Origin of the sequence: Paenibacillus silvestris (assembly GCF_009882985.1) — a bacterium.
In the GTDB taxonomy this organism is placed as follows: domain Bacteria; phylum Bacillota; class Bacilli; order Paenibacillales; family NBRC-103111; genus Paenibacillus_E; species Paenibacillus_E silvestris.
Map to the genome: position 1 here is coordinate 1 of NZ_WTUZ01000035.1, position 23,257 is coordinate 23,257.

Genomic DNA, 23,257 nt, shown 5'->3' on the forward strand with positions numbered 1-23,257 from the left:
GCTAAGCACCGAAGTGCTCCGCTCGACTTGCATGTATTAGGCACGCCGCCAGCGTTCGTCCTGAGCCAGGATCAAACTCTCCATAGTAGAAAAGCTTAATTGTACTCATTGACTTGCTAGCGAGATTTTGCAATCTCATTATGTCGCTTACGCGACTAATTTGCTGATTTACTTCATCTATTTGTTCAGTTTTCAAAGAGCTTTATTGCGTTACCGTTTAAAGCGTTAATGTGTCGCTCTTGCGGTGACAAGAACATATATTATCAGGTTTCAAAACCAATTGCAAGCATCTTTTTATATACATTATCTTACAGCTTCAGAACCCTTGATTCTACTGCGTCCAGGCGCCAGATATGCTCTCTCCCAAGCAAATGGACACCGCCAACCCAATCATTCATACCATTCAAAGAAATGTGATCTACTTTACCCGTGAGAACTAGTCTACCCGTATCTGTTAATCTTACTCGCCAATTCTCAAACTGAGCGGGCATCGCCTCGCCATATGTGGGAAGTCTGTCTCCCCCTGAAAGAGAGAGTAACGGATGATCACATAATCGGAGTTGTTCTAGCATACCCCAGAACTGCAAATCGCCTAAACCGTAGTCGCTGGTTTTCTCGCTTACTTGTTGGAATAACGAGTATAGAGAAACCTCACTACGATCAATTTCCTCAAGAATGAGCTGCTCTAGGCCACTCAAACCATTATGCATAGAGGGATAACGCCCTAAATTAGCCTCTAACGCCCTTTTAAGAAAAGATAGTTCCGACAAGTCCTCCTCCATTAAAGCAACCAATGAAAGCGGTTCAGAGGCCGAATAGGCACTCCATACCTTAGCAGCAATATTAAGCTGACCCTCTGTAACAGGCGACACCCTACTAAGAAGTTGCGCAATTGGATGTTCAACCCTTTGATCATACTGGATAAGTAATAATCGAATTGCTCCATTATGCAGAGCAGATAGACGTGATAATAAGTAACAGAGCATTAATTGGTCAAAAAGATCCTGATCAAACCACAGGACAATTTCATTAGCCTCACCTGAGAGCACCTCTAATTGCTTTTCTTGATGAAGCGTTGTGGACGTAAACATATCTTCCGGGATTCCATGCTTTTGAAACATATAGGAAGCCCTAATAGGTAAAAGGAGACTATCCGACATGCGCATGCCAATAGGTCCTTCATATAGAGACTCGCGCCACACCAGTATTTCGCCATCAATGCTCGACTTACGCAGTTTATCTCCAAAAGCGTCACCGTTCACAATATGCAGCTTACCTGTCATGGCGCAACCCTCTTTTCAAAAATTTAAATTAACCTTCACCCAAAAGCTGCAAAAGCTCCTGCTCATCATCAATAATTCGAATGCCTAGCTCCAGAGCCTTGGTTAACTTGCTGCCAGCACTCTCGCCTGCAATAACGATATCCGTTTTCTTAGAAACGCTGCCGGTAATTTTGGCTCCAAGCGCTTCAAGCTTCTTGGCGCATTCATCACGCCCCATAGTAGAAAGCGTACCCGTAAGAACAACCGTTTTGCCAAAAAACGGGCTATCCGGGCTAGCCAGCACAACAGCAGGCTCTTCCGCAATCGGATTGACGCCTGCAGCAAGCATACGCTCAATACTGGATACCATCACAGGGTCACGGAAGAACGAATAAATGCTTTCAGCGACAATGCCGCCTACATCAGGGAGCGTGATGAGCTCCTCCGGCGTGGCCGCCATAATTTTGGGCAGGCTGCGGTAATGATCGGCCAGTACTTTCGTTGTCGTTTTGCCGGAGTTGGGAATGCCTAATGCATATAGGAACGACGCGAGGTCGCGGGATTTGCTTTTCTCCAGAGCGCCCAGCAGGTTATTGACCTTCTTCTCACCGAAGCGGTCAAGCTTCACCAGATCGTCAAACTGCAGCGAATAGAGATCCGCAGGATCATTGACGCCAAGCTCTTGATGCAACTGCGAAGCCGTCATCTCGCTGAAGAACTCTATGTCCATAGCATCGCGCGAAGCAAAATGCGACATACGTCCAACAAGCTGCGGACTACAGCCAAGCCGGTTCAAGCAGAATAGATGCGCACCGCGCATCTCCAGCTCACTGCCGCAGGAAGGGCAATGCGTCGGAGCGACGATTTCCTCGCCGTCATTCTCCTCGGTCACTTTGCCGAGAATTTCGGGAATGACGTCATTGGAGCGACGAATGTAGACGAGGCTGCCCAAGGCGTGCTTGAGGTTCTTACGTTCGATGTCGCCGACATTGTTCAACGTACAGTTCTGTACGGTAACGCCAGCGAGATCTACGGCTTCTACGCGGGCTAACGGCGTGATTTTGCCGGTCCTGCCCACTTCCCAGGATACGCTTTGCAGGATCGTTGTCGCTTCTTCCGCTTCGAACTTGTACGCGATAGCCCAACGAGGGAACTTCTCCGTATAGCCAAGCACTTCCCGTGTGCGCATGTCCGTTAGCTTCACAACGCTACCATCGATGAGGAAATCAAAGCCTAAACGCTCTTCCGCGATCCGCTCCAGCTCTGCGCTTACTTCTTCAATTGTATTAAAATACCGTGTACGGTTGCTGATTTTGAAATGGTTGTCCCTTAGAAACTGAACCATATCCGCGTGGTTTGCAAATTGAATATTGTCCGAATAGCCTACGTTATAGAAAAAAGCGTTCAACTTACGCTCTGCGGTTGTTTTTGGATTCAAGTTTCGCAGCGCTCCGGCGGCTGCATTGCGAGCGTTTTTGAGCGGCTCTGCGGCAGTCTGGTTGTACGCTTCAAGGACAGACAGGAACATCATGCCTTCACCTTGCACTTCAATCGTCCCTTGATCATAGGGAATTTCGAGCGGGATGGATTTAATGGTCTTGATCTGCGCTAAAATCCCTTCTCCTACGGTACCATTCCCACGTGTGGAAGCTTGTTTAAGCTGTCCCGCTTCATAGGTAAGGTTGAGAGTAAGTCCATCAAACTTTAATTCCACAACATAAGTCGGGTCAGGCAGAGGGGTTTCAGGGTTCTTGCTGTTATAGTCGGCAATCAGTTTAAGTACGCGTGTATGCCAGGTTTGTAGATCATCAGCATTCTGCGCTTTGTCCAAGCTCCAAAGACGGGCTAAATGGCGGTGAGGCTCAAAACCCTTCAGAATATCAGCGCCCACACGCTGGGTCGGGGAAGATGGCAGGATAGTCCCTGTCTCCTTCTCCAGCGATGCTAATCTATCATATAAAGCGTCCCATTCGGCATCCGAAATCGTCGGTTGATCAAGCGTATAGTAATTATGATTGTGTTTGTTTATTTCTTGAATGAGGGTTTTCATTGCCGCGATGGCATCTGTCATTACGGGCTCTTCCTCTCTAATGGGAGATAGGTAATCCTTCTAGCCGGGCCCTACAACTTCGTAATAGGGGCGAATTTCGCCAACAGGCGCTTCAAACCATTAGGCGCCGGAAAAGCAATTTGCAGCTCGGTATCATCACCCGAGCCTTTCACGGAAACAACGGTGCCGACGCCCCACTTGCCATGCGACACTTTGTCGCTGGCCTTGTAGTCCGGCACCGCGCCGCCTGCGGCAGGCTGCGGGGCCCGGAATGCAGGCGGCTTCGCAGCCGCTGCAGGGCTCGGCGCAGCCGCGCCGGCACTTGGCCGTCCGAACGAGGACGGCGTGCCCCAGGTAGACGAGCCGGTGGAACCACGGCTCGATGAGGAGGCGGCGGCGCTGCTGCCTCCGCTGCTGCCCCACGAGGAGGCGCGGCCACCTCGTGAGAAGCCTCCGCCGATGGAACCTCCCATCGAGACTTTCTCCAGGAGTTCCGGCGGAATCTCCTGAAGGAATCGCGATGGCGCGTTAGCGGCGGTGCGGCCAAAGAGCGTGCGCATGCGCGCGCACGTGAGGAACAGCTCTTCTTCGGCGCGCGTGATGCCGACATAGGCCAAACGGCGCTCCTCTTCGAGCTCTTCGTTGTCCGCAAAAGCACGGCTGTGCGGGAAGACGCCTTCTTCCATCCCGATGATGAAAACTACCGGGAACTCCAGACCTTTGGCGCTGTGCATCGTCATTAATACGACAGCGTCTTGTTCTTCCTCTGGTTGGTCTTTATCCAAGGTATCGATATCGGCGATAAGCGCCAAATCGGTCAGGAATGAGATGAGGGACTTGTCCTCGTTGCGTTTCTCAAAGTCCATCGTCACAGACAGGAACTCTTCAATATTTTCGAGACGAGCTTTGGATTCAATCGTATTCTCTCGCTGCATCTCCATGCGGTACTGGGATAATTCCAGCACTTTCTCGGTAAGTTCCGTCACGGATAAGTATTCGACCATCCGGTTCAGATTATCGATCATTTCACGGAAATCAGCCAACGCATGCTTCGCCTTTGAATTAATCTCCAGAACATCAATTTCTTCCAGCATGGCAAATAATGAAATACCGCGGCGTCCGGCCATGTCTGCGACTTTGTCCATCGTAGTACCACCGATGCCCCGCTTCGGAACGTTAACGACCCGATTCAAGCTAATATCATCGTTGGGATTGGAAATGAGCCGCAGGTAAGCCAAAATATCCTTGATCTCTTTACGATCGTAGAACTTCACGCCGCCAACAATCGTATACGAAATGTCGGATTTAATGAGAATCTCCTCTATTACCCGTGATTGGGCATTCGTTCGATAGAGAATTGCATGATCGGCAAACTTTTTACCCTTGGACTTGTTTTTGTTGATTTCACTTGTAATGAAATAGCCTTCTTCATGCTCCGTGTCAGCCTGAAATAGCTTAATGCCTGTGCCGCCCTCTTTATCTGTCCACAGATTCTTGGGTTTGCGGCCTGTGTTATTGGCAATCACTTTATTCGCCGCCGTCAAAATATTCGAGGTGGAGCGATAATTCTGCTCTAATAGAATGGAAGTAGCATCTGGGTAATCCTGTTCAAAATTAAGGATATTCGTAATATCGGCACCGCGCCAACGGTAGATGGACTGATCGCTGTCCCCTACAACACAAATGCGTTTATGTTTCGCAGCAATCATTTGGCACAGCATATACTGCGCTCTATTCGTATCTTGATACTCATCAACGTGGATATATTGGAATTTGTTTTGGTAGTAATCCAGAACTTCTGGTACTTCGTTAAACAAATGAATGGTTGCCATAATCAGGTCATCGAAATCCAGGGAGTTGTTGCTTCTCAGCTTTTTTTGGTAGAGCGTATAGATTTTTGAGGTCAGTCCGTCGAAGTAGTCGCCTATTTTATCTTCAAATTGTTTAGGAGAAATAAGTTCATTCTTGGCTGTAGAGATTGCCGCTTGAAACGTCTTGGGCTCAAACTTCTTCGTATCGATGTTGAGTTCCTTGCAGCAGGTTTTAATCACAGAGAGTTGATCGCCTGAATCCAGAATCGTAAAATTCGAGGTAAAACCGATTCGCGTAATATCTCTGCGCAGCATACGCACACACATGGAGTGAAACGTAGAAACCCAAATATCGTTCCCGCTTCCGCCGACTAGCTTGCCAACACGCTCCTGCATCTCGCGCGCCGCCTTATTCGTAAATGTTAACGCTAGAATGCTCCATGGCGCAGCTCTGCGCGTGCCGATCAGATAAGCAATCCGATGCGTGAGTACGCGCGTCTTCCCACTTCCCGCTCCAGCCATAATTAAAAGTGGACCGTCAACCGCTTCGACCGCTTTGCGCTGCTGGGGATTCAACCTTTTAATCGCATCCAAGATATTGACTGTCTCGTTCATTTAAAGTTACCTTCCTGTTCTATCAAAATTCACGTTCACGGTCTGAAGCGCCTGCTCCAGATCACTATAGATGATGTTGCCTACGACAATGGTATCGGCAACTTCCGCTGCTTGCTGCGCTTTGGCCAAACTGTCGATGCCGCCCCCATAAAATAAACGGGCATTCTCCAGAACTTGCCGCGTCCTCCGCACCAGCTCCATATCGCCGAACACACCACTGTATTCCAAATATACAATTGGCATATGAAATAACTTGTCCGCCATGCGTGCGTAAGCCGCAACATCCTTGGCATCCAAGTTCGCACGAGCTTTCGTCAGCTTCGCCGCCGCAGCCTCGCTGTTGAGAATCACATAACCTTCGGCTATAATTTCATCCCAATTCAGCAGAGATCCATACTCCTTCAATGCCTCATGATGCTGCCCGACGATCCAATTCGGATCTTCCGCATTAAGCACCACAGGAATGAAAAAGAGATCGAACCCAGGGACGATAGCCTCTTGGCTAGAAATTTCAAGGACACAAGGCAATTCATACTGCCGAATCCGGGCCATGAGGTCTACGGTATTATCAAACGTTACGCCCGTTGAACCTCCAACCATAATCGCATCTGTTCCCGACTGACAAATAAGATCAAGCGCCTCGTCCGATATGTCGCGATCAGGGTCCAGCTTAAAAACATGTTTCCACTTCCGTATATCGACGATCAATTGTTTCCCTCCGATTAGGCCGCAATACTGCCATACTATCAACAGTCTATGCTACGCATTCGGGTGTGTCAAATGACAAAAGACGGGCTATTTGCCCGTCTTTTCTAAGAATATGCTTGCAGCGTGTTCCGATCTTCACCCGAGTTAGTTTTCCGCCAAAATGCGCACAAATGTTCTTACTATTTTACTTCAATATTAAGAATTTTCTCGACATTGAGGTCTTTGTGGTCATTTTGCTGAAGTTCGAGGCGGATCTCGTGTTTACCAGCTGCTAAATTATTCAGCGTTAACGGACCTGTTTTGCCGATCATCGCCTTTTGCTTCCCATCCACATACAGATGCAGATGTCCTTGCCCCTGCACATTCGCTTTATCCATACTATCGGCTGATAGTTGGAAATTTGTTGTCTCGTACGTAATCGTTACATTCCTGCCATCCACTTTGGAAACTTGTGCATCAATGGCTGGTTTAGCACCTGAAGCCACTGTTTTCACACTGCTTTCTGCTTGGCTGCCTGCCACCGTTGTCGCTACCTTGGGGCCTGCTCCAGTTGAACTAATGACTTCCTCTTTAGAACCACATGCAGTTGTAACTGCTCCAAGTAACATTAAAGTCGCTGCGCCGTAAATCCATGTTTTTTTCATCAGCTCTACTCCCTTTTCCCATAAGTTTGGACATCCTTGTTCCTTATATATGTGTGACAAGCTGGTTCCATACCAGGATTATGAGAAAAGTGGGACAAATTTAATTAAAAATAATTTCAATGCAGAAAAAACGAAGACGCCCTAAGCTGAGCGCTGCGGACGTCATTTGTCTTTTAAGATGAGGGAGTTGATTAAAAGCTATATTTGCTGCCCTCGTGCTGTTTGTTCGCATAGGAGTTCTCGCCTGTCACACTCGAGGATTGGCGGGAAGCGATGCTTGGATTGGCCGATTTGGCCGTCGTACCAGCATTGTCTGATGCTCCGTAAGCGGATGTTGCCCCATAACTTTGGGAGTATCCATAGCTCGTTTGGCCGTAGCCTTGCCCTTGGTTATTATGCACAGCATTCGGATATTGGGACGTATTGATCATCGGTTGAATGGCTGACTGATGCAAGCCCGCGATTGGGTTGTGCTGTTGCTGGCTTTGCGCCTGCTGGTGCTGATTTTGGGAGTATTGCTGCTGTTGCAGCTGTGGCGAAGTCCCCATCGGCTCCTGCTGTTGGTAGCTCATTGACGGTGCATGACTCAAATTTTGCTGCACGAAGGACTGCAACTGCGCAGCGGTTTGGCTTTGTTTCTGCAGCTCCTGTTGGATTTGCTGCTGCTCTGCAGGCTGAACCTCGTAGTAGCCGAGTTTTTGGATTTCTTGAAATAACGTCGCATGACATTGAAGTGTCTTTAACAGTAAGGTTTGAAATGCTTGTTTAATTTGAGGATTAACAGCCTCTGTTATTGCGGTTGTATACTCGCCTGCACTGCGTTTCAGCTCGGATAGAACTAAATTTGCAAGATCCTGCTCTTGCAAAAGCACCTGATGTTGCTGCTGTTGTTGTTGCTGTTGGTAAGGATTTTGTTGATACATTGCTTCTTGCACCTCCTCTATGTACGTGTTAGTGGGTCAAGCCTGATTGCTGCTGCAGCGTGTTGATGAGGATGCTGACGCTTTGGAGCCGTTCCTGGGAAAGCTGGGACATGGTTTGCTTCAATGATGGACTTTGGCTGCCTACAGAAGCGTGTACGCACAGCTTTGCTAGCAAATCTTCGTTCTTCAGCGTATCCGAAAGGTACGAGAGCTCCTTGCCGGTAATGGTTTGGTTCCCTTGATTGTTGTACATGTGAATGTTACCCTCCTTTCCATTCCTTCTTTGTAGGTTTCCCAAAATTTGCCGATTTATGTCATTTGGTAAAAAAAACCTGTCTCTTACGTAAATGATGGAGAACTCCGGGATAGATGCGGGTGCACAACTGTGAAGCTGAAGACCAGAGCCGCCGATGGGTGCGGGACCCATTTACTGATGAAATCCAATGAGCGAGGAGCATTCACTCCAAATATGGGATGGTGGCATTGGATGAATTCCAATGAAAACACCTTTAAAAAGCAATAATTCTACTTTTCATTGGATGGATTCCAATAAACCCCAGTAAATTTAATGCTTTAAGGCCCCAATTCGTCTATCCCGTTGGAATTCGTCCAATGAAGGCAAACTTGATACCGCCAAAACAGCCTTTGCGTTGGATTTCATCCAATAAAAAAAGCCCCCGCACAGCCGGGGCTGTCAAGGGCTTTTTTCTATGACGCAGGCTGCGCCGGCTTACCAGCATACGCATCCGCTAATTTCTGTATATCTTCCATTGCAAGCTGGTAGGACCATGTCCCACCTTGCTTAGCGAGCCAGACTTGGCCCTCACTTACCTTACCTTCATAAACCTCGGCAACGTCTTTACCTTCTACGGACAAACCAAGCTCAACTTTAAGCTCTCCGCCAGCCGTAGGCTTCTGAGCGAGAGGCTGCGGCAGCTCCGTGCTGTGCAGGAAGACCAGCTCATCCAGCAAAGGGCTAGCATCCGCACCTTTCAGCTCCTTATCACCAAGCTTCCAGTTCGCCTCAGCAGCAACTTTGTCCTTGTCCGTTTTGGCAAGTGTCCAGCTCTGACCTTTCCACGTAACCTTCACCGACTGAACCTTGTCATTCTCGATTTTGAACGGGCTTGTTTCGGCAAAATCGACCGGAGCCTTGTTCAGCGAAGATAATGTTTGATCACTGACTTGGTACACTGCCGAAGAACCTTCTACCTGAACGTAGGAGAAACCTTCGATTGGGAGAGCGGTTCCGACTAGCAATCCCTTCTTGGAGCCATCTTTCATCGTGACTTCATAAGTGCCAACTGGCTTATCTAAGCCGTAATTGGCTAAATTGCTTGCTTGCTCTTCCACAACTTTGGTGGAAGTAACTAGACCGATGGCATCCAACCACGAATCCACCTGATTCGTATTCATCGGCGCCGCAGCCGGCTTTTTCATCTCCCAGCCACTGTCCGTGCGGTTCAGATCAATCTGCTGCTCTTCGGTTTTCACCGTAAGCACCTGCACATCTTCTTGTTTTAGCGTGAGAAGGGTCTTCGGTTCTTCTTGTTTCTCTTGAAAGAAGTTTTTGCTCGAAGCGTACCAGAAACCGCCGATACAAATAACCACTAACAGAATCGTAGGAATAAACCGTTTCATCCTCTTCTCCTCCTCCACCAGATCAAGCCGCCGATGACCAAGAACAAGAGCGGTAAGAACACGATTGTGACTAAGAAAATGGTATTCGCCTGGCTAGGCGTAATCATCGCTTGTTGGAACGCATCTCCTTGACGCGGACGAATCGTAATTTGATCCTTCTGTTCCTGCAGCCAGCCGATGCTGTTCATCGCGAAATCTTTGTTTCCTTGGTTCTGAATATCTTGATCCAGCACGAACGTCGAACCACCCAAAATAACAGCCTTAGGCTTGTTATCTTTATTTGAAATGGCATACCCTAAATTCAGCGGACCTTTGACATCCGTCGCATCCTGTTTGGTTTTGGACTGTGCAAGCAGATTAATGTCGGTTTCACCGTAAGCTTTGTCAGTCGTCTTCAAAAGCAGTGACTGCGTGTAATCCGGCGCACTCTCATCTGCATTCAAACTAACCGCCAGCGACAGCATGGTAACGAGATTATTGCTGGAAAGCTTATTCGTAATGTCGTGAGGGCCGTAGTCCGGAATGATCGTTAACGGATCATACAGCGACGTTTGTTTAGGTTCAATCGCTATCGCGTGTTGATCCTGGATACCATACGTTTTCATGATGGCATCAATATTTTTCCACTTGGTCGCCATATCCTTATCAAAGCCCAGCGCCATGTAGATTTTACCTTTATCCTTCAAATAGGTCTTAATCAGTTCAGCTTCTTTGTCGTTCAAATCATTTTGCGGACCAAGCAGCATGAGCATCTGCGCATCGTCAGGGATTTTACCCTCAACATACAGATTGAGATCCTTCACTGTGTAATTTGCGGCTTCCAGACTGCTTTTCAGAATCGTCATCGCATTCAGCGGATACTCTTGATGACCGGAAAGCATGTACACCGTGTGCTTCTCCGTAGATGTTAAGCTCGTAATAGCTTGTGTGAACTTCTCTTCCCCTGAAAACGTGTAGGATCCGTCCTGCTGACCCACGAACAATTCGTAGAAATTCACGTTCTGTTTCTTGCTGCCCATTTCAAAAATGAGCGTACCGCCCTGGTCGACACCATATTGCTTAGCCATAGACGGCTGTTTCAGCATATCGTATTCATCATACGTAATTTTGCTGCTTTGCTTTTTGTACTCCTGAACCATATCCGTAACCTGACGCGTCACGAACTCATTGTTGTCACCACTATTTGTAAAAGCAATGACATGAATGTCTTGATTTAAACTTTTAAGCGTGTTGACCGTTTGCTCCGATAGCGTAAAACTCTTGTTTTTCGTCAAATCGACCTGAAAGCCTTTCAGCGAGTGAAGGAAAATGGTCAGAATGATGAAAATACCGATCACCGCGATGGATAAAACTGTCGCATTCGTTCCCCGTATCCACTTGTTCATCCCGCTCACCTCCAACGCTTTCTTTCAAGGACTTGTATGCTAAGAACGAGAAATAGTGCTGTTAATGTGACATAAAAGAGGATGTCTCCGCCATGCAGAACACCTTTTTGGAGGTTCGACAAATGGCTCGTCAATGAGAATTGACCGACATAATCTTTCAATTTGCCTGTCATGCTGGAGCTCACCCAATCAAGCAGCCACAGCAGCAGCAAAATCACAAAACCAGTAATACCGGCAACCATCTGGTTGTTAGAAAGGCTTGATGCGAACAATCCGATAGCCATCATTGCGCAGCCTAATAGGAACATACTTAGATAGGACAGCCATAGAACCGGCTTATCCATTTCGCCGAAGGTAGACATGATGAGCGGATAAATCAAGGAAATCGCCACAAGTCCTACCTGTACGATAAAAGTGGACAAATATTTGCCTATCACAATTTGACCGATGCCTGCAGGCGATGTAAGCAGCAGCTCGTCCGTGCCTTGGCGGAATTCATCCGCGATCAGACGCATCGTCAATAATGGGATAATAAACAGATAAACAAACGAAGTGTTGCCTACCACAGAACGCGCATCAATGACCGGCGGCTGACCGCTTACGAAATTGATATAGAAAAAGAAGCTAGACAGCAGCACATAAAAAGCGAAAGCTACATAAGCAACTGGCGAAAAGAAATACATTTGCAGCTCTTTCGAGCAGATCGCCCAGATTTTACGCATCGTTGTCTACCTCCTCTTCCGATTTGCTGTCCGCTTCCGCAGGCTCGTCCGTTGTCAGCTTGAGGAAGATATCCTCTAGGCTGAGGCTTTCCCGCTTCATCTCCAGGATCGGATACCCTGCGCCAGCTAGGCGGAAGAACAGATCCTCACGGATATCGGAGCGATCCGCAGAGGTGACGAGCAGCTTCACGGACTCCGCTTCCTTGACGACGGCAGGAGCTTCTTCAGCTGCTGGCTCTGCAGATGCTGCTACAAGAGGAGCCGGAGCATCGAGCTCCTTGACGTCAGCAACCGTATCGAGGCTGCGCAGCTCGGTCAATATCCGCTCGCGAGGTCCCTTGACCTCGAGCGACACTTCAAATGTCTCGCCCATCGTGCGGCCGAGATTCTCAGGACGCTCGTCGAGCACGACGCGACCTTGGTTAATAATGAGAACGCGGTTACATATCGCGTTAATTTCCGGCAAAATGTGCGTGCTCAGCAGCACTGTGTGGTTCTCGCCCAGCTCATGAATCAGCTGGCGGATTTCGATGATCTGCTTCGGATCAAGGCCTGACGTAGGCTCGTCCAGAATCAGCAGATCCGGTTGGTGCAGAATCGCTTGCGCAAGTCCCAAGCGCTGTTTGTAGCCTTTGGAAAGCGAGCGGATGATCTGCTTCTCGCGACCTTGCAGACCGAGCTTGTCGATCGCTTCGCCGACGCGCAGTTTCTGCTCTCGTGCCGGCACATCGCGAAGGTTCGCGATGAAGCGCAGGTACGACTGCACGGTCATTTCCGGATAAAGCGGCGGTGTTTCCGGCAAATAGCCGATTTTGCGGCGCGCTTTCTTCGGGTTGTCCGCCATGGAGTGGCCATCCACCAGGATTTGGCCGTGCGTCGGATTCAAGTAACCTGTGATCATGCGCATTGTCGTTGTTTTGCCAGCACCATTTGGTCCTAAAAAGCCGACGATTTCGCCGCGCTGCATCGAGAAGTCGATGTTGTGTACGCCGCGATCATTTTCGTACAGCTTGCTGACTTGTTTGACCTCAAGCATCCAAGATCCCCCATTCGTTCTATCGTTCATACTAACCATCATCACTATACCCGTGGAACAATAAACCAACCTTAAGCAAATCTGAAAAATACATTAAAAAATTGTGTCCAGATTGTGAACGGGTTGTGCCCTTTAAACCTTAATTTTAGTCTAAACCAGCAAAAGTTAAGTTAAACACGGAGAATAAAATACTTCTGCGTCGGGGTGAGCGCAAAAGGCGGAGTTGCATGGCGGAATGAGTACGTTAGGCCGGAGCTGCATGGCGGAGTGAGTTGGTCAGCGCTGTTTAGCGAAAGTTAAGCGTGCTTACGGTTACCCAAGGAACTGCGGTCTGCTATTTTCGCGATAAGCGGGGTTTTCGTTGATTATGGGGAACTACAGGTCCTTATTTCTACGAAAGTGGCGGTACTTTAGCCCAGGAGGAGGAAATAGCGGATCATAGTTCCCCCAACTACCGTAAGATAACGGGTTTCGCAAAAATAGCGCCCGTAGTTCCCCCCAACACAACTGGGAGGCAGGCGGGAATAAAAAATAGACCATAAACGACAAGCGTCTATGATCTATGATTCTAAAACTTATTTCACCAATTGACCGCGAGTTACGCCCAATTGGTTGGTAGCTTTCAGAGAACGCCACACTTGCGTCCCACTGATGTCACCGTTAATAGCACGGCGATACAAACTCAGAATCTCATGCACTTTGTCTGGCGTCTCTTCAAGGAATTCCACACGGAAGGAACGAATGCCCAGATCCATGAAGTGATTCAAATACTCAGCCCCAGATTGATCCACGGCATTATAAACCGTGTTGCGGCAACCTTCATCAACACGTACAGGATGCGACATCCCCACCCGGTCCTGCAAGGAAACATGGTGATCTTCACATGGACGACCACAGTTCGTGAAGTCCGTACCTTCACTCAAGAACGTACAGTACACGCAGTGTTCCGTATGGAACATCGGCATATGCTGATGAATAACAACTTCCAGCTTGGAAGTTTCAGCGCGGCGAAGCAAATCGACCATCTGTTGAATATTCAAATCGTAAGATGGCGTAACTTTCGACAAACCTGCTTCTAAGAATAGAGAAGCTGTTTTGTGATTAGCTACATTTAAGGAGAAATCACCGATTAGCTGCGGTTTAGGCCCATTCGGATGCTCTAGCTGATGCTTCAAGAAGAAGTAAGCAGCACCTGTATTCCGAATCAGCACAGCATCAGGGTTTAGCTTTAAGATATTGTTAAAATAGCCCGTTTCCCCAGGCATATGAATTCTCGGCGTGGCCAAGGCGATTTTGCGCCCGGCAGCATGCACGGCTTCAACCGCGGCAGGGAACTGCTTAATAAATTCAAAATCAGCATAAATCATTTGAACATCGTCTTTTTCGAGCACAGCCTTCACCTGATCCAGGTTACGGCAAAGAGCTGTAAGGTGCACACCGCTGCGATCTGCCAACGACAGCGCAGGCGCTTGCTCAGCGGCTTGACGCTGCTCAGCAGTAGGCTGCGGCACATCGTCATAGACGCCGATCTCACGCTTCATGTACGCACGCGGCTTCTGCCGCTCGTCTTCCATAAGCTCAACCGCGCTGCGGCGCATAGCATTAAGCTCGCGCATCGGCACGATAAGCTCACCGTTCAACTGAACATCCAGATCGCTAAGCGCATAGATTGTACCGCCTAGACGGCCAAATTGATCAGCAAACAGCTGCTCATCCATCGGTCTTTTCTCCGCTTGAACAAGCGGAAGTTCGGACTGTACGAAGACGGTATGGCCGCCTTGCACATCCGTCCACCAGCTTTTGAGCGGCTCGCCCGCAGCGCCGGTAATCTTGATGCTAACCGGGAACGTCCGGTAAGGCTTATCGGTCTCAAACGTCTGGCGCAGACGTTTGTCTAAGTGCGGATCGTTCGTCTTCCAGATCCGATCCCCCACATGCAAGCGGCTGAGGTCCACATCATTGCGTCCCGCAACGATTTCGATAATGCCGCCCTCGGCTTCGCCTTCGATTTTCTCGCCTTTGCGGCGCAAATCGTAGATACGGCCGCCTTCTTCCTTCTTCGTCGGATCTCCGGCGTCGAAAACAATGCCATCCCCGCGCTTGATTGGCGCTTCAAGCTCACAAACCACACCGTCGCGCAAAATTTGCTTCACGCGGCCCACGAACACTCCGCGGCTCTTAGGAAATGTACCGTCGACGAGTTGTTTATTGTTGGTTCCGTTCAAGAAACCAACCGTAAAGCCACGCGAGAAGCTTTGTTGCAGCTCGCGAACTTCCTCTTTCGACGGACGAGCATCCTCGCCATCGAAATAACGATCAATCGCGTTGCGGTATTTGCTCACGACGTTAGCCACGTATTCAGGGGTTTTCAGACGCCCTTCAATTTTGAAGGAGCACACGCCTGCTTCGATTAACTCAGGCACAATTTCAATGGCTGCCAAATCTTTGGGCGACAGCAGGTACGCCACGTCACCCATCGGCTTTTGTACGCCATCAATCATCAAATCATAAGGCAAACGGCATGCCTGCGCGCACTCCCCGCGGTTAGCCGAACGGCCTCCCCACATTTCAGAGGTCAGACACTGTCCGGAATACGACACACAAAGCGCACCATGCACGAACACTTCCATAGGAAGCTTCGCTTGATCTCCGATTTGTTTAATTTGTTTCAAATTATTCTCGCGACCCAAAACGACCCGTTCAATATCAAAAGGCTTCGTAAATTCAACAGCCTCAGGCGATGTAATCGTCATCTGCGTGGAACCGTGAATCGGGAAATCCGGGGAGATTTCACGAATCATTTTCACAAGACCAAGATCTTGTACAATAACCGCGTCGACACCCGCATCGACACAAGCTTCAATCAACTGCTTCGCCTCGCTCAGCTCTTCCTCAAATACTAGAATATTAAAGGTTAGGAAACCCTTAACCCCATATAGATGAAGGAAAGACATAATATCCGGCAGCTCAGCCATCGTGAAATTATGCGCGCGCGCTCTAGCATTAAATTTCTCCACACCAAAAAACACGGCATCCGCCCCATTGGCAACAGCCGCTCTCAAACAATCCCAATCCCCCGCCGGGGCCAATAATTCTATATCTTCTCTGCGTATCGTACGCATGGCAGCAAATCCTTTCAATAATAGATCCTCAGGTAACCCTCAAAGTCTTCTCTTTAGTGTAACAGAAACAATAGGTAGGAATCTAGGGCACAACCATTTCCAAACCTGGTCAATATCCGACAGCCTCCGCAAATTCCCAAACCTTACCTGCATGCAGGGTAACCCTTTAAAAGTTAACAAACTTACCCATGAATGCTATAATGTCAAGGATAGTGACCTTTTTAGTAATCGAGGGATCCTTTTGGTTTTGTCGAAAATTCGCATTTTAAAAATTGTTATCGGACTAGCCCTCGGTTTCCTATTAGTAGTGGGCCTACTTCTATTTTTGCCAAAAATAGAGGAAACCAAGCTCCTCTATGCAACTAGTGGAGATTCTTATGATACGGCAGCCTATGGAAACTTTACGCAAAGCTTGCAGGCTGGCATTTCCGTGGACAAACAAAAGCTAGCAGCGTTATCTGCTAGAAAGCTGAAAGCTTACGATGCGATTTATCTGGACCCTGCCTTGGCTGAAGATGCCACATGGACAGAGCAGACGGCCAAGCTCATAAGCTATGTGAAACAAGGCGGACATTTGCTAGTCGAAAATGGGTTTGCTCCCCGCCTGCCGCTCGATTTCCTTGGTGCCGCAGAACTGGTTAACTTGCAGAAAGTTTCGCTTGCAAGTTTAGGAGCACCACAAATGACCGCAGATTCCCTAAGTCTCAGCTATCCTAAGGTTTCTATTAATCTGCAAGGCGTGCAGACAACCTTTCAACTGTTTAGCGAAAGCTACCTCAAGCATCACGCGATGGACGACCTGCTAGGTTTCCATATGGGGTATGGCTTCATTCCGTCTTCTGGACAGACGATTGTCGCGATGAACGTGTCCGGCAAACCGGTTTCACTGGCTATGCAGAACCGTATAGGGAAAGGCAGCGTGCTGATCTCTAGCAACTTTTTACCTAACCGCTACTTTCCAACTGGTTATGACATGCAAAGCGGTGCTGACCTGAATCTGGGCTTCGCTCAATTAGCAGCCAAATATCAAGCCACGGGCAAGACAACGCCGGGGACGACTTACTTCAATAAAAGAGCTTTGCCCATTGATCCTTACTTTAACTTTGATTTCGCGGCGGCCAACATGCAGTATCGCAGTGAGCTGCTATCCTATGTAGCCAAAGAGACGCTAGGCTACAGTGTTCGCAAAGTTCTTGGTCCTTATGGCAGACCTGCCATGGCCTTTCAGAATCACTTTGAGGCGATGCCAGCCATCCAGCACAAAGACGGCATCGCTTGGTCCGAGGAGCTCAAAAAGTATAACGAGATTCCCTCGTTCACCCTCGTGCGCAACGCCTTCTATTGGGGGCAGTGGCGCGAGAGCCTGACCGTGCAGCTCAATACCGGGACGAACGCGCAGCCGGCGTTCATCGGCGAGCTGCCCAGCTCAGGCTACGCGAGCGGCCTGCACGTGATGTCAGCCGGCAAGCCGCTGCGCCAGGCGCTGTTCCCGCAATATCGCGATCTGTCGAGCGCGATTGAACTGCCTTACCGCGCGTACCCCGCCGCCGCGGATCTGAACGGCGACGGCCGCACCGACGTGCTGGCCGGCAGCTCGGATGGATTCGTGTACGTCTACACGAATCAAGGGCCCGATCCGGCGGCGTACGCAAGCGAGCCGCCGCCGGAGGGCTTGGCGCACCCGGACACCTTCGGCGCGCCTTCGAAGCTGATGCTGGAGTCCGGCGTGCCGCTCCAGCTAAGCCCTTACAGTGCCGTTCACGCCGCAGACGTGAACGGGGACGGCCGCGCGGACCTCGTCGCATCTGACGAGTCCGGGGCCGTGTATGAGCTGCCGCAGCTCGCTAGCGGCAGGTTCGCGAAGCCCGCGGCCATGCGCGCGGGCGAGAAAGCGCTGCAGCTGCCCGGAGGGCCTGCAGCGCCGTACGTCGCCGATATGGACGGCGACGGCAAGCTCGACCTCGTCCTAGGCGCAGCCGATGGACGAGTGTGGCTCTACAAGGGCCGTAGCGCAGCGGCCCTTGCTCTTGACGCTGGCAGCGTGATCTTCACGCTGCCCCTCAACGCGGCGTACGCGGCGCCGACCGCGCGCGACATGAACGGCGATGGCCGACTCGATCTCGTGGTCGGCAGCAGCGACGGGGACCTGCAAGTATATCTGCAAAGCGCCACTGGCACTTGGACGAATACGGGTCCCCTGGAAGGCACAACCTTAAACCAAGTCGGCAATCGTGCTTTGGTTGCCGGGCATAACTCGGTGCCGCTGTGGCTGGATCTGAATCACGACGGCAAAGACGACCTGATTGTCGGAGGCATCGAATTTGGATCTCCAGTTGCGATTGATGATCCACAGTTTCCTTATCAAGCCGAACTTAAGGAATTCATCCAATATACGCGTGATAACTATCTTGATTTAGATCCGCACATATTTGTGCACAATTTCAAAAGCGCGGAACAGGAACAAGCTGAGCTTGCCCTTCATAAGCAAGCCTTCGCCAAGTTAGGCATTCCTTGGCTGCATCCCGGCACGAATCAGCACACTTGGCGTGTGAATAACGAAAACCATCAGCAAACACTTCTAAGTGAGGAACATGACGGAATGTGGTACAATTTCGGCTTCCTGCCTTCGGAGTCACCTGTTATTTCCAGGCCTGAGTCGATTTGGTCGCTGCCTTTCCTGCTGCAAGATAAGCAAGGCCGTACAGACCGAACCATGTTGATTCACACACCGACACCCGTGCTGCGAACAGGTGACTATGCTACAACAGATGTGTTTGAATCGATGGTGAAATTGGATATGCCGATTGATTATTTCGAGCACATCGAGTACCATTTTCCCGAACCATCCAAAATCGCCGAGTTGACGCAGTTCGCTGACTATTTTGACAAGCTTCGCACGAAGCATGATTATAATTTCATGACAGAGAAACAAATGGCCAAATCCTTCTTAACCGCTATGAAAAGCGAAGTTCGGATCAGCCAGTCATGGGCCTTCTATTTATGGGACAGGCTCAAAGATCGTTTAGCCGGCGGCAGTCCGCACTTCCATGCCACTTTGACACCGAATGTGAAGACAGTACCTAGCTTGGCTGAAGAGTATGCTGGAACGCTAGGAGTTGTCGTAGAGAAAGGCGAGAAATTAGCCTTGTACTCCCTGCAAAGCGATTCTGATGTCTACACTACAATAGACAACCGGTTCTATGTAGGACTGGCGAAGCCATCCGTTATTGGCATTGCGCCGACCAGAGAACGGCTGCACATTGTGCGTGCTAACGTACCTTTTTCCCTGACAGAGCAAGGAACTACCCGCTATTTAGAGCTTAAAGCAGCTGGCTTGCAGCAGGTGAAGTTATTTAGCCCTACGGAGCTTGAATTCGCTGGTGATGCCCACATCGAGTATGACGCAGCGAACCATCTCTACACCATTACCCGATACGGGGATATAACTACGCTGTCGTTCACGAGCAAAGCTCAGTGACGATGCACTGAAATACTTTTACATTTATTTAAAGCAATAAATTTCAATTAACCAGGAGGCTTTCCATCATGTCTAATGAAGACTTACTAGCGCAGCTTGAGCAGCATATTCGCGAGCGTTATGAAATTGCCGAGGACGATGACGATTTTGACGTTGATGTTCATTTGTTCGATTATGGGTTTATCGATTCCATCGGTGCTACAGCACTGATCGCCCACATTGAGAAGACGTATAACATCCAAGTGACGAATCAAGATCTCATGCTGTACTCCATGAACACGGTAAGCGAAATTGCCGATTTTATTTCCAAGAAGACTGCGAGGTAACCTACTCATGTTGACATGTAAAATTTCTCTAGAAGGCTTAGCCGAAAGCCAGCACGGACAAGTCAAATATGCCTCTGCCTTTGCTGATGAGCATATTCAAGATATCGCGCTTGTTGATGGCCACATCGTCATTACGCACAACTCGCCGAATGGCAATGAGGGCATTACTGAACGGGTTGAACGTCTGATTGAACGCTTCTCTCATGGTGATTTCGGATTTAAAGAAAATATTTTATTCGAAAATAAAGTGGACACGCCATATGAAGGCGACATTATCGCTGAATTAGTAGAGCGCAAAGCGATTAAGATTCTGGAGCCCGGCCTGTTTATTTTCCGTGAGCCTTTCTCCAGCTTGATGCGCTTCCTTGATTACTCGTTCGTTACGAAAATCGCGAAGCGTTTTGAAGGCATGCAGGAAGAGCAATATCCAGCGGTTATTCATAGCCACACTTTAAACAAAACGAACCACTTCACGTCATTCCCAGAGCATATTCACTTCGTTACGCATTTGCGTGAGGATTTGGACGTTATTGAATCGTTCTCGCAATCCGTTCGTGATGCAGGCGGCTGGAAGCAAGATGAGCCGTTAGAGCTTGATTCTAACATGGTGAAACCTAACTTCATGATGAATCCTTCTACTTGCTACCATTGCTACGAGGGTTTAGAGAATGAAACACTTGAGGGTGAAGGCATCGTAGTAACTGCGATAGCCAAGTGCCACCGCTTCGAATCCAAAAACCACAGCGATTTCGGCCGTTTGCTCGACTTCTCTATGCGTGAAATCATTTTCGTCGGCAAACCTGACTTCGTCAAAGAAAATCGCTTGAAATCAATTGAATATCTCAAAGAATTAGCCGTGGAATGGAACGTAGATTCCATGTTGGAAATTGCGAATGACCCTTTCTTCACGAATGATTTCCAAGTGAAAGCTTCCTTCCAACGCAATCAAGAAATGAAATACGAGCTGCGTCTGACGATTCCGCATGTGAAGAAATCGATTGCCTGCTCTTCTGTCAATTTCCATAGCAATACCTTCGGTAATGCGTTTAATATTAAAATGGGCAAACGCAACGCGGTTACGGGCTGTGTTGGTTTCGGTATTGAGCGCTGGGCATTCGCGTTCTTGGCGCAATATGGATTGGATCAGCAGCAATGGCCAGCCGCTTTCCGCGAGCAGTATCACGCTTGGCAGGAGAAGGCTCTGTAAGAAGCTTGGTAGTCCCTTTTTCATCTGTAGACCCTTATTCTATTCAAATCCTTACTTGGGCCCACACGCCGACCTTTGATCGCTTGAAGTCAGCTGTGGGCCCCATCCTAATCCAAGATAATGAGTGATTCCGTTGAAAGCAGCCACATTTCTTAAAAAGAATAGCTTCGTGCTCGGCCTGCTGCTAGCGATCGTCGTTTCGGACCTTCTCATCTCCTGGTGGAACCCGATGGCTAGCTCGCGCCGTTTCTACAAAAACGACTTTACCAAAACACTCTACCACCACGGCTGGTCCCAATCGGGTCCGGTTTTCTTCGGTAATTCAGCTGTGACTGGTGCTTATATCGAAGAAAAGTCCGATACTCATTTGGTGGAGATGGGGCTGTCCTATGGTAAGATCACGGATCTGCAAGGAATTCTCTCGCACAATTTGTACCAAGTTCGAGATGAACTCGTGATTGGCATTGATGTTCATACGATGCTCGACCCACTCGAAACTGATCCGACCTATCAATGGTTCAAACCATGGTACCAGCCTTATATTTACACCTACCGTGACTATTTCCGTGATTCTGGGGAAGAACTCGTCCGTAATTTACGCAAAGGTAGTTTAGCCTACGAGCCGCGCTGGATTGATAAAGAACTCTATCCTGGCCGTAAGGATGACGCCTTCCTTCAGTCAAAATGGACCGACTACGACAAACGTTTTGGCGGTATGACTTTGAAAGATTTCCAAGACAATCTAGATGCCATGCAGTGGGTCATTCGCTATGCGGAGGAGCACCAGCTTCGTTTGCGAGTCATCTGGATGCCGTGGAACAAAGGCTATGCCGATCCACCTTACGTAGCGTCCTTGAAGGAAGCGGTAAACGGCCAATTGAAAACTGCTGGAGTACCCATGCTGGATTTGATGCATACGTACGATCCCAAGTATTTTCATGATCTTGTACACTTAAACCGCGAAGAAGGCGCTCCGCTATTTACGAAGGAGGTGGACACATGGTTAAAATCCTTAGGAAAATAGCCGAAGTCCTCATCTATCTCGTGATGCTGTGTCTGGTTTTCATTTATTTTACCGGTAAGGGCCTATTTATCTACGAGAAATTCTAATCGGGCTTTCCAAGCGAGGAGTTCTAAAGCTATGTTTTATATGCAAATGAACGCAATTATCGCTATGATTGGCATGGTTGTCGTTCTGATGCTCACCCGCAAGTGGGCCGACAACAAACGCATTCTGATGATTGTCTTCAGTCTCTGCTTTTTACTGCTTTACAGTCAAAAGCTGCTTGTTTTCTATGCTGCTTTCACAGTGATCAATTACGCTGGATTCGTGTACTTATGCCGCACGACCTTTTGGCGGAAAGCGACCTTTATATTTGCGCTTGCCGCTAATATTATCGGCGTTTTTCTAGGTGTTCGGCTTTTCATCATGGGAATTTTCCATAATCCCCTGTTCGATACCGTTATATATCTAGGACTCATCTATAATGTCTTGAAAGTAATCGATGCTTATTATTTCGCTTATTTCTTTGGAAAAGACGGGCAAGTACCAGCCATCGATTATGCAAATTATCTGTTGTTTGTCCCGACGTTTACTTCAGGTCCAATCTTGAAATTCCGTGATTTTATGGCCGACAGCAAGAAGCCCTACACGGTAGACGCTGCCCTCTTCGAAGACAGTGTCAAACGCATTATATTGGGCTTGTTCAAAAAGATTGTCGTCGTCACTTGGATGACCAACGTCTTCGATCAAGTACTGAAGCAAGACTTACACACACATCAGTCATTGTTTCTGCTCGTTTGGTTCTACGCGCTCATCTACTTCGATTTCTCCGGTTACTCGGATATGGCGATCGGATTTGGGCGTTTGATGGGCTACACGATGCCAGAGAACTTCAAGCGACCGTTACTCTCGCCTTCCATGACACAATTCTGGCGTAACTGGCATGCGACGTTGGGTGATTTTTTCCGTGATCATATCTTCATGTTCTTTTCTCGTACGGTGCCTTCCCGCTGGGTTGCCTCGGGCTTGTCCATCTTAATTATGGTCTTGATGGGCTTGTGGCATGGTTTTACATGGCTTTATTTCTTCTATGGCCTCTATCATGGGATCATTCTTGCGATCGAGAACATTTTCAAAATTACAACGGTAAATAAAAAGAAAGTTTCTAAGACCTATTTCTATTTCCGCTGTTTCGTGACGCAAGTCTTGGTGACGTTCTCCGTTATCATTTATAGTTCCAATTATGAAACGGTCTTGCGGATCTATAAAGGCTTGCTTCATTTTACAGGATGATAGTGGTATAATTTGTTTGGCTGTTTACCAT

At 48.6% G+C, this 23,257-nt stretch carries 17 protein-coding genes and 1 rRNA gene; 5 read left to right on the forward strand and 13 right to left on the reverse strand.

Translation table 11 applies throughout. The features are described 5' to 3' along the window. The 13 genes from GQF01_RS26920 to GQF01_RS26980 form a co-directional block, all read right to left on the reverse strand. Positions 1 to 87, reverse strand: a 16S ribosomal RNA gene (locus GQF01_RS26920); the annotation flags it as partial. Positions 88 to 308: 221 nt separating this feature from the next. Next, entirely contained in the window at positions 309 to 1,283 is a 975-nt protein-coding gene (locus tag GQF01_RS26925) for a DUF1835 domain-containing protein (RefSeq protein WP_161410047.1), read from the reverse strand. 28 nt (positions 1,284 to 1,311) lie between these two features. Beyond that, complete coding sequence (gene ligA, locus GQF01_RS26930) at positions 1,312 to 3,333, reverse strand: NAD-dependent DNA ligase LigA (protein WP_161410048.1); 2,022 nt, start codon at positions 3,331 to 3,333, stop codon at positions 1,312 to 1,314. A gap of 50 nt (positions 3,334 to 3,383) precedes the next feature. Then, positions 3,384 to 5,738 (reverse strand): DNA helicase PcrA, encoded by a 2,355-nt coding sequence (pcrA, locus tag GQF01_RS26935; protein ID WP_161410049.1) that lies wholly within the window; start codon positions 5,736 to 5,738, stop codon positions 3,384 to 3,386. A gap of 6 nt (positions 5,739 to 5,744) precedes the next feature. Next, entirely contained in the window at positions 5,745 to 6,446 is a 702-nt protein-coding gene (pcrB, locus tag GQF01_RS26940; RefSeq protein ID WP_161410050.1) for a heptaprenylglyceryl phosphate synthase, read from the reverse strand. Between the two features lie 179 nt (positions 6,447 to 6,625). Continuing rightward, positions 6,626 to 7,090, reverse strand: a complete 465-nt coding sequence (locus GQF01_RS26945) for a DUF6130 family protein (RefSeq protein ID WP_145668247.1) — start codon at positions 7,088 to 7,090, stop codon at positions 6,626 to 6,628. Positions 7,091 to 7,281: 191 nt separating this feature from the next. Then, positions 7,282 to 8,013 (reverse strand): spore coat protein, encoded by a 732-nt coding sequence (locus GQF01_RS26950; RefSeq protein WP_161410051.1) that lies wholly within the window; start codon positions 8,011 to 8,013, stop codon positions 7,282 to 7,284. A gap of 28 nt (positions 8,014 to 8,041) precedes the next feature. Beyond that, the gene (locus GQF01_RS26955; RefSeq protein ID WP_127453252.1) at positions 8,042 to 8,266 is read right to left on the reverse strand and encodes a hypothetical protein; all 225 of its coding nucleotides are present in this window, start codon (positions 8,264 to 8,266) and stop codon (positions 8,042 to 8,044) included. Between the two features lie 455 nt (positions 8,267 to 8,721). Continuing rightward, a complete protein-coding gene (locus GQF01_RS26960) occupies positions 8,722 to 9,654 on the reverse strand; it encodes a DUF4340 domain-containing protein (RefSeq protein WP_161410052.1) in 933 nt (310 codons plus the stop codon). Beyond that, positions 9,651 to 11,039: a GldG family protein gene (locus GQF01_RS26965; RefSeq protein ID WP_161410053.1), complete on the reverse strand. Its 1,389-nt coding sequence runs from the start codon at positions 11,037 to 11,039 to the stop codon at positions 9,651 to 9,653. Before GQF01_RS26965 ends, GQF01_RS26960 begins: the two co-directional genes overlap by 4 nt. Before the next feature lie 5 nt (positions 11,040 to 11,044). Continuing rightward, positions 11,045 to 11,761 carry an ABC transporter permease subunit gene (locus GQF01_RS26970; RefSeq protein WP_161410054.1) on the reverse strand — a complete coding sequence of 239 codons (717 nt, stop codon included), beginning with the start codon at positions 11,759 to 11,761 and terminating at the stop codon, positions 11,045 to 11,047. Next, positions 11,754 to 12,797 carry an ABC transporter ATP-binding protein gene (locus tag GQF01_RS26975; RefSeq protein ID WP_161410104.1) on the reverse strand — a complete coding sequence of 348 codons (1,044 nt, stop codon included), beginning with the start codon at positions 12,795 to 12,797 and terminating at the stop codon, positions 11,754 to 11,756. The genes GQF01_RS26970 and GQF01_RS26975 overlap by 8 nt, the downstream gene beginning before the upstream one ends. A 575-nt stretch (positions 12,798 to 13,372) precedes the next feature. Then, entirely contained in the window at positions 13,373 to 15,919 is a 2,547-nt protein-coding gene (locus GQF01_RS26980) for a DUF3656 domain-containing U32 family peptidase (RefSeq protein WP_161410055.1), read from the reverse strand. Between the two features lie 247 nt (positions 15,920 to 16,166). On the opposite strand from GQF01_RS26980, the gene GQF01_RS26985 reads away from it, so the two are divergent. From GQF01_RS26985 to GQF01_RS27005, 5 genes are all read left to right on the forward strand, one after another. Then, on the forward strand, positions 16,167 to 19,397 hold the full coding sequence (locus tag GQF01_RS26985; protein ID WP_235960535.1) for an FG-GAP repeat domain-containing protein: 3,231 nt from the start codon (positions 16,167 to 16,169) through the stop codon (positions 19,395 to 19,397). A 68-nt stretch (positions 19,398 to 19,465) separates the two neighbouring features. Then, the gene (locus tag GQF01_RS26990) at positions 19,466 to 19,723 is read left to right on the forward strand and encodes an acyl carrier protein (RefSeq protein WP_161410057.1); all 258 of its coding nucleotides are present in this window, start codon (positions 19,466 to 19,468) and stop codon (positions 19,721 to 19,723) included. Positions 19,724 to 19,730: 7 nt separating this feature from the next. Further along, complete coding sequence (locus GQF01_RS26995) at positions 19,731 to 20,930, forward strand: class-II aminoacyl-tRNA synthetase family protein (RefSeq protein WP_235960537.1); 1,200 nt, start codon at positions 19,731 to 19,733, stop codon at positions 20,928 to 20,930. A 133-nt stretch (positions 20,931 to 21,063) separates the two neighbouring features. Continuing rightward, a complete protein-coding gene (locus GQF01_RS27000) occupies positions 21,064 to 21,954 on the forward strand; it encodes a hypothetical protein (RefSeq protein ID WP_161410058.1) in 891 nt (296 codons plus the stop codon). Positions 21,955 to 22,071: 117 nt separating this feature from the next. After that, a complete protein-coding gene (locus tag GQF01_RS27005) occupies positions 22,072 to 23,226 on the forward strand; it encodes an MBOAT family O-acyltransferase (protein WP_161410059.1) in 1,155 nt (384 codons plus the stop codon). Positions 23,227 to 23,257 lie beyond the last annotated feature (31 nt).